We start from the raw sequence: 12104 nt of genomic DNA, 5'->3' as shown, positions 1-12104 counted from the left end.
CCTGATGTAAAAAGTCAGGGATTTTTTTATACACCAAAAACTATCTGCAGGGGGTGTATTACGTTTTTTTTAGAAAAAAAGGGCTTTCCCCTTGACAATAAACTTGAAATTATGTAAATATGTAAATATGAATACTTGTTCATATATTAAAAATGCGAAAAATGAAGTCTCGATGGATGTTCTTTTTGAGCTTTCGGAGTTCTTCAAGTTCTTTGGCGATACCACGCGTATCCGTATTATCCACTTGATGCTTTCTGGGGAAATTTCGGTGAATGACATTGCCGAAAAGTTGAACCTGGAGCAGTCGGTGGTGAGCCACCAGTTGCGTATTTTGCGTACGGCAAACTTGGTGAAGCCGCGTCGCGATGGTCGCAAAATGTTCTATTCGCTCGATGATGATCACATCGGCTTGATTTTCAATACGGGTCTCACGCATATTCTGCACAAGAAGGGTAAGTAAATGCCTGCGGTTTTAGAAATTCTGGAAAAGTTTGTTTGGCAATTCATTACGCTGTTTTCGGAGATGGCGCCGTTCCTGCTGCTCGGCTTTTTGCTTGCCGGCATTTTGCATGTGTGGGTACCGAACCACTTGTATGTACCTAAAATTTCGAAGCCGAACTTTAAGTCGGTGCTTTGGTCGGCGTTGTTTGGGGTACCGCTCCCGATTTGCAGCTGTGGCGTGATTCCGACGTCGATTGCACTCCGTAAAGAAGGGGCGAGCAAGGGCGCGAGCGTGAGCTTCTTGATTTCGACGCCTGCGACAGGTGTGGATTCTATTTTGGCGACATATTCTCTGCTCGGTGGACCCTTTGCGATTTTGCGCCCGGTAGCCGCTTTTGTGACGGCGATGATTGGCGGTGTGTTTACGAATCTGGCGACGAAGGGGGAAACGGACGATAAGGTCGTTGAGCATGGTCGAGGCGACGAGCATCACCACGAACATCATCATGAGCATGAACATTGCGGCTGCGAAAGCGAACATTGTGAAGGCGAACATTGTTCCTGCGGCCATGATGACCACGATGAACAGGAAAAAAAGTCTTTTGCGCAAAAGGTGAAAGAAACCTTTGAATATGGCTTTGTGAACATGATTGGCGATGTGAGCAAGTGGCTGATTATAGGTCTTTTGCTGGGCGCCTTGATTGCCGCCTTTGTCCCGGATGATTTCTTTTTGTTCCTGCACGAATACCCGCTGCTTTGCATGTTGGTGGTGCTGGTGCTTGCTATGCCCATGTACACTTGCGCAACGGGCTCTATTCCGCTGGCTTTGGCTCTTGTTGAAAAAGGCGTTACGCCGGGTGCGGCTCTGGTGCTGTTGATGGCGGGCCCTGCAACGAGTATCGCTAGCATGCTGGTGGTGGGCAAGGCCTTTGGCAAGCGTACTCTCGTGGCTTACCTTGTTTCGATTGCTTTCGGTGCGATGTTCTTTGGCTTTATTGTCGACACGTTCCTGATGGATACGTTCCTTGCATCGATGCTTCCGCATGGTTCTGCAGAATGTCACGGTCATGGTGCGCTCGGTGTATTTGATTATATCTGCGCTGCGCTGTTTGCCGCATTGATTATTTATGCGAAGTTTGCGCATAAGGGCTGTGGCTGCGGACATTGCGGCTGTGGTTGTGGCGATCATGATTGCTGCTGCGATGGCCCTTCGGCAGGCTCAGGGACCTGTGATTGCTGCGAAGGAGAAGATCATTGCGAATGCGAAGAACATCATCACCATGAACATGGCAAGGATGGTGAGCTTGCCGAACCACCTTGCAAATGCGGTCATCATGAGCATCACCATCATGACGAACATGTTGTCGAAACTTATCGCGTGAACGGCATGAACTGCAGTCACTGCAAGGCTTGCGTCGAGAAGGCGGTAAGGGCGCTAGACGGCGTGATTTCGGCTGAAGCTGATGTCTCGAAAAAGGAACTCCGTGTGGTGTGGCATGATGAAGACGATATAAACGAAACCGCCCTCAAGAAGGCGGTTGATGAAGCCGGATTTGAGTTCGGCGGGGAAGTATAAAGAATCCCGCGAAGTGGGGTGGTGGTCTATTTCGCGCGGCTTGCGAAAATCTCGAAGTCTTCGGGAGTCGTAAGCTTGTCGTTTAGGCTGTTTCCCTTGACGATGTAGACGCTTTCGCCAAAGTATTCAAGTATGCTAGCTTCGTCGGTGGGCGTAAAGTTTAAAGGCTCTGCGGCAATACGCCCGTAGAGCTTTTTCAGTAACGCAATCGAGGCCGCCTGCGGGGTCTGTGCCATCCATACGGTATTGCGGTCGATGGTCTGTTGCACACAACCGTCTTTTGCAATCTTGATGGTGTCGACCGCAGGCTTTGCCACAAGACAATTGCCTTTTTCGACAAGTGTCTTGCAGACATCAAGGATGATTTCCTTGCTGATGAACGGACGCGCCACGTCGTGCACCAACACGAATTCGGCTTTGCTCGTAAGCGCATTCACACCGTTTTCGACGGACTGCCAACGCTCTGCACCGCCCACGACAATTTTCAGCTTTTCGTGTGAAAAATCCTTTTCGAAATGGTCCTTCCAGTCAGCGGGTACGGCCATCACGACTTCGGCGATTTCATCCATCGAAAGAAAAGTCTCGAGGCAGTACTGGTAAACGGGTTTACCTCCCAAGAGCATCAACTGCTTGGGAATGTTTCCGCCCATGCGTTTGCCAAGCCCCCCGGCGGGGAGTACTGCCGCAAATCTGCCTTTCAAGTTTGCGTCTGCCATAATCGCGCTCCTTTTTTCTGGATTCCGTCACTCCTTAATCGCCCACATGTCCGTTGTGGAGACGGTCCAAGAAATTCTTGGTTTCGCGGGCGACAATGCCGGAAAGCAGAATCAAGGCGACCAGGTTCGGGAATGCCATCAGGCCGTTAAAGATGTCGGCGCTAGTCCACACGGCACTCACCGTGAGGTACGGGCCAATGAACACGGCGGCAACATACAGCCAGCGGAAGGTGAGAATGGCGCCCTTCTTACCGCGACCCACGAGGTATTCCAGGCAGCGTTCAGAATAGTAAGCCCAGCCAAGAATCGTTGTGAAGGCAAAGAATACGAGTGCCGTCATAAGGATAATGGGGGCAACGCTTGCACCACCGGGCAAGTTTTCGAGGCCGCGAGTAAAGGCTTCCATGGTGATGTTCACGCCTTGGAGACCGAGTTCCGGAGTCCAAGCGCCTGTCACTACAATGGCAAGGCCAGTCATAGAGCAAATGATGATGGTGTCGATAAAGGTACCGGTCATGCAAACGAGACCCTGGCGAACAGGTTCCTTGGTCTTAGCGGCTGCGGCTGCAATCGGGGCAGAACCGAGGCCTGCTTCGTTACTGAAAATACCGCGGGCAATACCCTTTTGCATGGCAATGAAAATTGTACCGACCATACCGCCGGTTACGGCGCTTGGGTTGAAGGCTGCGCGGATAATCATTTCGATAGCGCCCGAAATCTTGGAGAAGTTGAATCCGAGAATCAGCAGGCAGAACAGAATGTAGAAGATTGCCATGATCGGCACAATGTAGAGCGAAACTTTGGCGATGCGCTTGAGTCCGCCGATAATCACCATGGCGGTGAATCCGGCGCAGCAAAGGCCTGCAACTGCGGTGGAAATGGAAACGGAGTTCCCACCGATGTTGACGAATTCGCCCGTGGGGAAAATGGTTGCCACTGCCGACGTGATGCCGTTGACCTGCGTAATGGTACCGATACCGAGAAGGCCTGCGAGTACGCCGAAGATGGCGAACAGAACGGCGAGCCACTTAAAGTTGAGGCCGAAACGTTCCTTGATGCCGGTTTCGATGTAGTAGAACGGACCGCCCAGTACCTTGCCATCGGTGTCGACCTTGCGGTACTTGACCGCCAAAAGGCCTTCGGCGTATTTGGTTGCCATGCCAAAGAAGGCGGCGACTTCCATCCAGAAGAGTGCGCCCGGGCCACCGGTTCCGATAGCGGTCGCAACACCCACAATGTTACCCGTGCCGACTGTCGCTGCAAGGGCTGTGCAGAGGGCTGCAAAGCTAGACACTTCGCCTTCGCCGTGCTTTTCGTTGTGGAGCATGTAACGCAGCGCGTTACCGAGGTTTGTCACCTGAAGTACGCCAAGGCGGCTTGTGAGCAGGATTCCGACAAACAGGATGACCGCGATGAGCGGGATTCCCCACACGTAGCCGTCAATGGTATCTAGGATGGAATTTAAGGTTTCCATAAATAATCCCATGAAAAGGGTGGCTGTTTTAATTAACGGCACCAAAGATAGAAAAGTAGGGAACGGCTTCGTCCTAAATTGCTATTTTTTGACACGGAATAAACAAAAGAGGAAATTATGTGCGAAAATTGCAATTCTAACCGTCCAGTCCGTGTCCGTTTTGCCCCGAGTCCTACGGGTTACCTGCATGTGGGCGGTGCGCGTACGGCCATCTACAACTACTTCTTTGCAAAGCACATGGGTGGCACGTTCTACCTGCGTATCGAAGATACCGACCGCAAGCGCTATAACGAAACAGCTTTGCACGACTTGATGCGCGACCTCAAGTGGCTGGGGCTCCAGTGGGACGAAGGTCCGGGTTGCGAAGGTGACTGCGGTCCGTACTTCCAGAGCGAACGTCTGGACATCTACCACCGCGAAATCAAGAAGCTTCTTGATGCGGGCTATGCCTACTACTGCTTCTGCTCCGAAGAACGCCTGCAGGAAGTCCGCGCCGAACAGGAAAAGACGCATGTGCCGGTGACCGGTTATGACCGCCACTGCCGTAACATCAGCCGCGAAGAAGCCGAAGCCCGCATTGCCGCTGGCGAAAAGGCTGTCATCCGCTTCAAGGTCCCGGAAACGGGCGTCACGGAATTCGATGACATGATCCGTGGCCACATCAGCTACCAGAACGAACTCCTGGACGACCTCGTGCTCATCAAGCGCGACGGTTATCCGACTTACCACTTTGCAAGCGTTGTGGATGACCACTACATGGGTACGACGCATGTGCTCCGCGGTGACGAATGGATCAGCTCCACGCCGAAGCACGAACTCTTGTACAAGGCATTTGGCTGGCAGCCGCCCGTATGGTGCCACCTGCCGGTGATTCTCGACAAGAACGGCGGTAAGCTTTCCAAGCGCAAGGGTGCTGCCTCTGTGGGTGACTTCCGCGACCTCGGCTACCTGCCCGAAACGCTCGTGAACTACCTCGCTCTCCTCGGCTGGAACCCGGGCGACGACCGCGAAGTCATGACCATCAAGGAAATGGTCGACAGCTTCACGCTCGAACGCATCAACCCCAAGTCCGCAAGCTTCGACGAAAAGAAGTTGCAGTGGATGAACGGTCAGCACATTCACCTGTGCGACGACGCATTCCTCAAGGGTATCATGAAGGAAGGCCTCGTTGCGAAGGGTATTGACCTCTCCAACGAACCGGAAGCTCGCCTTGACGAAATCGTAAAGCAGCTCAAGCCGCGTGCCCACTTTGTGCAGGACCTCGCCGACATGGCCGTGTATTTCTTTGTGGCTCCGACCACCTACGATGAAAAGGGTGCCAAGAAGCACTTTGGCGAAGGCTCCAAGGAAGTCGCCACGCTCGTGCGTGACATGCTCGCCTCCATCGAGGACTTCAAGACTCCGGTCATCGAAAAGGGTTTCTACGACCTCGCCGAACGCTGCGGCCACAAGGTTGGTGAACTCGTCGGTGCTCCGCGTCTTGCCGTCTCTGGCGTGACCGCCGGCCCCGGCCTCTGGGAAATGTTCGAAATCATCGGTAAGGAAGAAGTGCTGCGCCGCATCGACGTAGCAATGCCGCTGATGAAATAGTAAAAAGTGATTAGTAAACAGTGGTTAGTAAACAGGAATAGTTGGGCGGTAAAGCCTCGATTATTTAAACCTAACCACTAATCACTAACCACTAACCACCAACCACTAACCACTTCTCATGCGTTCCCAGTTTCCCCATCGTCTTTATTCTCAAAGGCTCTTTTGCCGCCGTTGCCAGAAGGTGACGGAACACGGCATTTTTGCCCGAGAGGCTTATTCGACCTTTGGGGGAATGGATCCGCATATTCCGCTTTTATGTTGTTGCGATACTTGCGACACCATGTTTGTCGCTTTTTCGCATGAATTTATTTTTTGCCGGCACGACTGCGTCAATCAGGACTACACTAAGATTTACGGGTACAACCGTATCATACCAGGTAACTGGATTTATTTCCAAGGGTCGCCAAAGCCTGGAATTGTCAAGAGCTTTTTCCAGGGTCCGAGCAAAGAAATTATTGTCGTAAATTACGATGGCGGCCCCGACCAGAAAATAGAGAAGCCCAAGGTCGTTATCGAATGGGAAGAATCTCCCGGTGGTTATCGTCTTTTGCCGGTGCAGAGTGCCCATACCTTGCTAGGCGATTACATCTACCACGCCATCCGGAACCAGTTTGGTGTGGCCGTCGGTTTTGTGAATGACGGAGAAAAGGATAAGTTGGTGGTCTTGTTGAAAAACGGGATGCTCGTTTTCATTACTTTACCACCTTTGGCGCAGAACCTGCCTAATGACAAATTAAGTGCGATTGTACAAAGTAAGCTTGCACAGGTATTTCCGGATGATTGTGCCAATATTTCAGTCGAAGTCGGGCAGGGCATTGTCTATTTGAAGGGACTGGTCAGAAATTATTCCTTGCAGCAGGCAATCGAAAAATGCGTGAACGCGATTCCCAAGGTTCGTGGTTGCGTCGATTTTACCCGCGTTCAGGTTTCTCCGTTTATTACGGACGCCCAAGTTGAAAAGGATGTCTATGAGCTTTTGGAATCTTCGGGAATGCGCCTGTTCGATTATCGGGTGGATGTCTCTAATGGAAAGGTTCAGGTTCAGGCCTCCTGCATGGAAAAGGATCACCCCAAGGATTTGGAAAATCGTCTGGGTGAAATTCACGGTGTGCGTGATTTAATTTGTCTGGTGACGGATGTCTTTGAACCCGTAAACGAGGATCTTTGCAGGGATGCCGAGGTAGAACTTTCCTCGAATATAATGTTGCAGGACTGCTATATCAGAGTCTCCTGTAATCAGCAGAAATTTTTGCTCGAAGGTCGTGTGCATTCCTCGGTTCAAAAGCAGTGGGCCTTTTTGGCCCTGCTGAAAAAAATTAAGACAACAGCGATCGAGAATCGCTTAAGAATTGTATAGGAGGTGCCTATGGCAACTGGATACGAAAAAATCAATGCGATAAAGAATAAGTTGAAAGTCAAACAGACGGTGAACAGCCTCGCGTACTTGATGAATTGCGGACCGCGTACCATCTTTCGTCACCTGGAGGTGATTGCCAACGAAAACTGCGGCCTTCGCAAGTTCAAGGAAAATGGCGAAACTTTCTATATCATTCAATCCGATAAAGAAGTGACCTTCAATCAGGATGTTGTCAAGCAGCTCGAAAAAATCAAGAAAAACTTGCCTGCAACTTCGGCCCCCGAAATAAAGACCGTCAAGCTTTTGGATAAGCTCATCAAGACGATGCAGACGACCAATCCCGAAGATTTTAAGCCCGATGCCATTTCGACAGACCCGGATTACGTGCTGGATTACGGCCCGTTCAGTGATGACAAATTGCAGGATACCATGGTCAATCGGGTACTCAAGGCCATTCACGACGGCTTTGCGATCAAGATTCAGTATTCCCATGCGACGGACCATTCCTCTGTTCCCGAAGAAGTTAAGCTAGTGAATCCGGTCAAGGTGATTATGCGAATGGATACCTTGTACCTGATTGCCGGCGAAGAAGACGAAAAGGGAAACCAGATTTTCAAGAACTACCTGTTCGAACAGATCAAGAACGTGCAGGAAACAAACCGTGCAATGCCGAAGTTTGTCTTTGATGCCGCTACGCATTACAAGTATGCGTTCGGTAAGTACACGGGAAAAGACAAACCGGAAGACATTACGCTCGAAGTTCGCAACAAGTGGCTGCAGACCCAGTTCGAACGCTCTCATTTTAATCCCGAGATTACGAGGCGTTACGATAAGAACAAGAATATGATTGTGGACATGAAACTCCGCATTACGCCGGATTTTGTTTCTTGGCTCATGGGAGTTGCCACGGATGTTCGCATTTTGAAACCGGCTTCGCTTAAGGAAACCGTCAAGCAGAAACTGAAAGACGCTTTGTCCGAAATGGACCGCTAAAATGGAAGACCATAAACTTTCCGATTATAATTTTGAGTTCCCGAAGGAACTGATTGCAAGCCGCACGGCTGGCAAGGGAAAAACCCGTATTTTGCATTGCCCCAAAGATGGCGGCGAACGCCGTATCATGAAGGCTCCTGAAATTGTGGACCTGTTCAAGCCGGGCGACTGTCTGGTGGTAAACAACACGAAGGTGATTCCTGCCCGCCTTTACGGACATACGTTGCATGGTGGCGAAGTGGAAACGCTTTTGGTGCAGGCGCTGATTCCCTCCGAAGACGGTTCCGCCCGTTACGAGGCCCAGGTACGCCCCGGCAAGGCTTTCAAGATCGGCCGCGAACTTGATATTGCGGGTGTCAAGACGGTTGTCGAAGACATTAAGGAAGACGGTGCGCGAGTGCTCCGCTTTGCGGTGACTCCGGTGGAACTTGAAGCGGTCATGAACCGTGAAGGCCACGTGCCGCTCCCGCCCTACATTGACCGCCCTGATGACGAAGACGACAAGAAGGCGTATCAGACGATTTTTGCGAAGTATTCCGGTGCGGTGGCGGCCCCTACGGCAAGCCTCCACTTTAGCGAAGAAATGCTCGATGCCTTAAAGGCGAAGGGCGTGTATGTCGCTGAAGTTACGCTGCATGTGGGGCCGGGAACTTTCCAGAATATCTCGGTCGAAGACTTCACGCAGCACAAGATGCACGGCGAACATTACGAGCTCACCAAGGAAAACGCCGAAATCATCAACAAGGCGAAACGCGAAGGGGGTCGCATCGTGACGGTAGGTACCACGAGTACCCGCGTTGTCGAGACGATTGCCGATGCGAACGGAATCGTGAAGGCGCAGAAGGGGGTGACCCATGCGTTCTTCTATCCGGGTTACCGCTACAAGATTGTGGATGGTCTCCTGACGAATTTCCACTGGCCGAAAAGTTCGCTGATTCTCTTGGTGTCCGCGTTCTACGGTCGTGAAAATACCTTGGCTGCCTACAAGATGGCTGTAGAAAACAAGATGAAGCTTTTCAGCTACGGCGACGGAATGTTAATTCTTTAGAGCTGCTTCTGGAATCCAGAACCAGTCGGGGCGGCATTCCAGTTCGTAACAAGCTTCGTAGATGGCCTTGCCGAGAACATACGGCTTGGCCTTTTCTTTTAGTTGCTCTACCGAAATTCCTGTTTCTTGGCTGTAGCCTTGCAAAAATGCTTCAGAGGTAATCTGCTCGAAATGGTCAAGAACGCCTTCGTTATTCGACGAACTTGTTTGAAATAAGGTTCCTGCCTGCACTGAGCATGGCCGAAGTGAGCCTGCCGAAGGGACGAAGGACCGCACGGCGTTCGCGTATGCAAAGCTCCTGAGCATTCCTGCGATATCTGCGGCGGGGGACCGCAGGCGACGCCGGTAAGAAAGCGTTTGGATGGGTTCGCCTTCAAAGTCGAGAACGATAAATTGCCCGTCTTTATACAGCAGCTGGCCCAGATGGTAATCTCCGTGAATCCGCTGCGGAACCAATTTGCTATCACTGTTGCTCGATATGTCATTCCCGACGCCTGTCCTCGCTTGACGGGGATGGTCGGGAATCTCCTTTTTTTGTCGGAAAAGCAATTGTTTTTCCTGAACAATCGGCACCAGTTCTTCTTTACCGTTTTCCTTCAGCAGTGTAATAAGTCTGTCGAATGGCGGCGTTTCGGGTTGCGGGGGAGTTCCCTTTAAGTCCTTGAGGGCTTGGTGCATTTTTGCCGTCGTGCGCCCGAGTTCATGAGATGCGTTCCTGAAGAATTCCGCATCCGTGTTTTCCTTGTCCGTGAACATTTCCCATACGTTTTTCGCGTCGGGAATGTGTTCTTCGAGAATTCCAAGGGCGAATCGTTCGTCGTTTTCTGGGCGGCAATACTCTAGGTAACCAAGAATCCTTGGAAAGAAAGCTTTTTCCGAATGTTGTTCGGCGTACTTGGTGAGGTGTTCAAGAATCTCTATTTCGGGATGGTCGAACCCCTTTTGTACTCGCCGGAAAATCTTGAAAAGAAAAATCCCTTTGGAGTAAAAGGCGGAATTGCTTTGCTCTGTGTCAAGGAGTTTTACCGATCGCATGGTCTCTTTAGAGGGCATCCAGGGGCTAAAGAACTTGAAAATCCCTTTCGTTCCTCTAAAAAAATGGGTCTGCCCGTTTCCAAAGCCCTCAGAGAGGATGGACGCAATCTTGATTTCGTCTTTGATGACGGTGTAGTAGTCGATCTGTCCGTCGGTGAATTCGACTTGTAAAAGGGTGAGGGCTGTGTCGCCTATGTTGGCGCTGTCAAATTCGGAAATGTGACGGATCTGTTTTCCTTTGCCAAGGAACCAGCGTTTTTCTGTAATGGAATGCATTTTTTTTGCGCTCACTTACTTTTTCAGTGGCGGAAAATAACCTTGTTTTCTTAAGGTGGCCAAAATTTTCAACTGGTTTTCAAGGGGTTCGCCCAGAAGTCCTTCCGTCACGAACTCGGGAATCCGCTTTTGCGGTACGAATTCCTTGGGGATGTCTTTGTAGTCGCTCAGTTGCCAGTTTACGAGGAGCTTGGGGAGAAACTGTTCCCATGGAAAGCGGTCGCCCGGTTTTAGCGAAAAACGGGCGGGTTTCTTGCCGTCTTTCCCTTCGAGCAACAGGGAGCCGTCCCTGTTACAACTGAAAAGCACAGCCTGTCGTTCCTCGTTCGAGGTCGCGGGCTGTGCTGGAATGACTAACACCATTTTCAAGGTACGAAACCTTAGGCAGTGAGTTCTCGCGCAATTTGCGAATACTGATAACTGGAAATCGACGTGATTTTCAGAATCAGCTCCCGCGTGATGCCTGCCTTGATTAACGCCTTCGCATACTGGAGTCTACTTGTGGATGACATAAATTACCTCACATGTTTAGACGCTGTCAAACCCTACAAAAAAGATACATTTAATTTTCAATAATGCAATACCTCCCTAAAATTTTTTTGGGAACCAACTCTTGGGGAAATGAATCTATCTTGTTGATAGACCGTGAGTTAGTGTGATTTTTGAAAATCTGATTTTTTTTATAAGTGGAACGATTTTTCTCGAAAAAATCCCGGCTTAGATGATTTCTCGTAAAACGGGGAATTTTTTGCGGTATTCCTCTTGTGGAGCCGATTCGATGCGTGCATATACAATCCCTTCGCTTTTTTCCTCGCGTTGGGCGATGATTTCGCCTTTGGGGTCTATAATCATGGAACATCCCCCATAAGCGTTTTCTTTCTTTTCGTCCTTTGCGTCTTGGGCGACATTCACGGCGGCGATATAGACCTGGTTTTCTATGGCGCGTGCCTGGAGCAGAGTTTTCCAGTGGGCGATTCGTGCGGCGGGCCATGCGGCCTGTACGGTGATGACTTGGGCTCCTGCCTTGACGGCATCTCGGTAAAGTTCAGGGAATCTGAGGTCAAAACAGATGGTTGCAGCGATATTCCATTGCTTTATTTTGAATAAATTAACTTTATTCCCGGCATCGAATTTCCCCTGTTCCATAAAGAAGGGGTGGCGCTTGTCATAATGGGCGTATTCCTGAGGGCATCCTGGTAAATAGATGCTGCTACGGTTTAGCAACAGCTTGCTGTTCGTATTGTCTTGTAGCGTGTTTTTGGCGATGCCTGCACCCATGACGGCGCAACCCGTTTGGTTGGCGAGCTCGTAAAGAAAGTTTGCGGTCTTGCCGGAATCCTTTGTCGAAAAATCCTCGGCGACACTTTCCGGGTGCAGTGGCAAGTAGCCCGTGGCAAACATTTCGGGGAGAATGATCAATCCCGCAATGGGGGCGTCTTTTTCCTTGTGCGTATTCGCCGTAAGTTCGCGCACCTTGGCGAAATTTTTTTCCTTGTCGTTAGAAACGACGCCCATCTGTACTAGGTAGATATCGAGCATGTTCTAAATATAGTTACAAGTTCCCTATTATTAATCATCTGTTCCTAATTACAAGTTGC

The 12104-nt window shown here is 50.5% G+C and carries 12 protein-coding genes; 6 read left to right on the top strand and 6 right to left on the bottom strand.

The genetic code is table 11. From position 1 onward, the window contains the following. The first annotated feature begins 172 nt into the window (after positions 1–172). Positions 173–460, top strand: coding sequence for a helix-turn-helix transcriptional regulator (locus Q0W37_RS00220; RefSeq protein WP_297697630.1), 288 nt, complete (start codon positions 173–175; stop codon positions 458–460). Then, a complete protein-coding gene (locus Q0W37_RS00215; protein ID WP_297697628.1) occupies positions 461–2017 on the top strand; it encodes an SO_0444 family Cu/Zn efflux transporter in 1557 nt (518 codons plus the stop codon). It begins immediately after the preceding gene. Positions 2018–2043: 26 nt separating this feature from the next. Here the strand turns inward: Q0W37_RS00215 and ispD are convergent, their stop codons facing one another. Both ispD and Q0W37_RS00205 read right to left on the bottom strand, forming a co-directional pair. Beyond that, positions 2044–2733: a 2-C-methyl-D-erythritol 4-phosphate cytidylyltransferase gene (ispD, locus tag Q0W37_RS00210; RefSeq protein WP_297697626.1), complete on the bottom strand. Its 690-nt coding sequence runs from the start codon at positions 2731–2733 to the stop codon at positions 2044–2046. A gap of 34 nt (positions 2734–2767) precedes the next feature. Then, positions 2768–4207, bottom strand: a complete 1440-nt coding sequence (locus tag Q0W37_RS00205) for a sodium:alanine symporter family protein (protein ID WP_297697624.1) — start codon at positions 4205–4207, stop codon at positions 2768–2770. Positions 4208–4324: 117 nt separating this feature from the next. On the opposite strand from Q0W37_RS00205, the gene gltX reads away from it, so the two are divergent. From gltX to queA, 4 genes are all read left to right on the top strand, one after another. Next, complete coding sequence (gene gltX, locus Q0W37_RS00200) at positions 4325–5797, top strand: glutamate--tRNA ligase (RefSeq protein ID WP_297697622.1); 1473 nt, start codon at positions 4325–4327, stop codon at positions 5795–5797. Positions 5798–5915: 118 nt separating this feature from the next. Beyond that, complete coding sequence (locus Q0W37_RS00195) at positions 5916–7154, top strand: BON domain-containing protein (protein ID WP_297697620.1); 1239 nt, start codon at positions 5916–5918, stop codon at positions 7152–7154. Between the two features lie 9 nt (positions 7155–7163). Then, positions 7164–8147 carry a WYL domain-containing protein gene (locus Q0W37_RS00190; RefSeq protein ID WP_297697618.1) on the top strand — a complete coding sequence of 328 codons (984 nt, stop codon included), beginning with the start codon at positions 7164–7166 and terminating at the stop codon, positions 8145–8147. 1 nt (position 8148) lies between these two features. Beyond that, positions 8149–9195, top strand: coding sequence for a tRNA preQ1(34) S-adenosylmethionine ribosyltransferase-isomerase QueA (gene queA / locus Q0W37_RS00185; protein ID WP_297697616.1), 1047 nt, complete (start codon positions 8149–8151; stop codon positions 9193–9195). Here queA and Q0W37_RS00180 read toward each other — a convergent pair. The 4 genes from Q0W37_RS00180 to Q0W37_RS00165 form a co-directional block, all read right to left on the bottom strand. Next, on the bottom strand, positions 9184–10506 hold the full coding sequence (locus Q0W37_RS00180; RefSeq protein ID WP_297697614.1) for a phosphotransferase: 1323 nt from the start codon (positions 10504–10506) through the stop codon (positions 9184–9186). The two genes, queA and Q0W37_RS00180, sit on opposite strands and share 12 nt — an antisense overlap. Before the next feature lie 15 nt (positions 10507–10521). Beyond that, positions 10522–10869: a hypothetical protein gene (locus Q0W37_RS00175; RefSeq protein WP_297697612.1), complete on the bottom strand. Its 348-nt coding sequence runs from the start codon at positions 10867–10869 to the stop codon at positions 10522–10524. A gap of 17 nt (positions 10870–10886) precedes the next feature. Further along, positions 10887–11018: a hypothetical protein gene (locus Q0W37_RS00170; protein ID WP_297697610.1), complete on the bottom strand. Its 132-nt coding sequence runs from the start codon at positions 11016–11018 to the stop codon at positions 10887–10889. A 205-nt stretch (positions 11019–11223) separates the two neighbouring features. Next, positions 11224–12045 carry a nitrilase-related carbon-nitrogen hydrolase gene (locus tag Q0W37_RS00165; protein ID WP_297697609.1) on the bottom strand — a complete coding sequence of 274 codons (822 nt, stop codon included), beginning with the start codon at positions 12043–12045 and terminating at the stop codon, positions 11224–11226. Between the last annotated feature and the right edge of the window lie 59 nt (positions 12046–12104).

It is taken from the genome of uncultured Fibrobacter sp. (genome assembly GCF_947166265.1).
Classification (GTDB): Bacteria; Fibrobacterota; Fibrobacteria; order Fibrobacterales; family Fibrobacteraceae; genus Fibrobacter.
Note: the sequence above shows the minus strand (reverse complement) of the source record. Positions and strands in the feature narration are given on the sequence as shown.

What these genes read in the sequence shown, in the direction of transcription:
- queA (WP_297697616.1), top strand. Translation starts at nt 8,149, where the DNA reads ATGGAAGACCATAAACTTTCCGATTATAATTTTGAGTTCCCGAAGGAA.
- Q0W37_RS00180 (WP_297697614.1), bottom strand. Translation starts at nt 10,506, where the DNA reads ATGCATTCCATTACAGAAAAACGCTGGTTCCTTGGCAAAGGAAAACAG.
- Q0W37_RS00205 (WP_297697624.1), bottom strand. Translation starts at nt 4,207, where the DNA reads ATGGAAACCTTAAATTCCATCCTAGATACCATTGACGGCTACGTGTGG.
- Q0W37_RS00190 (WP_297697618.1), top strand. Translation starts at nt 7,164, where the DNA reads ATGGCAACTGGATACGAAAAAATCAATGCGATAAAGAATAAGTTGAAA.
- Q0W37_RS00220 (WP_297697630.1), top strand. Translation starts at nt 173, where the DNA reads ATGGATGTTCTTTTTGAGCTTTCGGAGTTCTTCAAGTTCTTTGGCGAT.
- Q0W37_RS00195 (WP_297697620.1), top strand. Translation starts at nt 5,916, where the DNA reads ATGCGTTCCCAGTTTCCCCATCGTCTTTATTCTCAAAGGCTCTTTTGC.
- Q0W37_RS00175 (WP_297697612.1), bottom strand. Translation starts at nt 10,869, where the DNA reads ATGGTGTTAGTCATTCCAGCACAGCCCGCGACCTCGAACGAGGAACGA.
- gltX (WP_297697622.1), top strand. Translation starts at nt 4,325, where the DNA reads ATGTGCGAAAATTGCAATTCTAACCGTCCAGTCCGTGTCCGTTTTGCC.
- ispD (WP_297697626.1), bottom strand. Translation starts at nt 2,733, where the DNA reads ATGGCAGACGCAAACTTGAAAGGCAGATTTGCGGCAGTACTCCCCGCC.
- Q0W37_RS00170 (WP_297697610.1), bottom strand. Translation starts at nt 11,018, where the DNA reads ATGTCATCCACAAGTAGACTCCAGTATGCGAAGGCGTTAATCAAGGCA.
- Q0W37_RS00215 (WP_297697628.1), top strand. Translation starts at nt 461, where the DNA reads ATGCCTGCGGTTTTAGAAATTCTGGAAAAGTTTGTTTGGCAATTCATT.
- Q0W37_RS00165 (WP_297697609.1), bottom strand. Translation starts at nt 12,045, where the DNA reads ATGCTCGATATCTACCTAGTACAGATGGGCGTCGTTTCTAACGACAAG.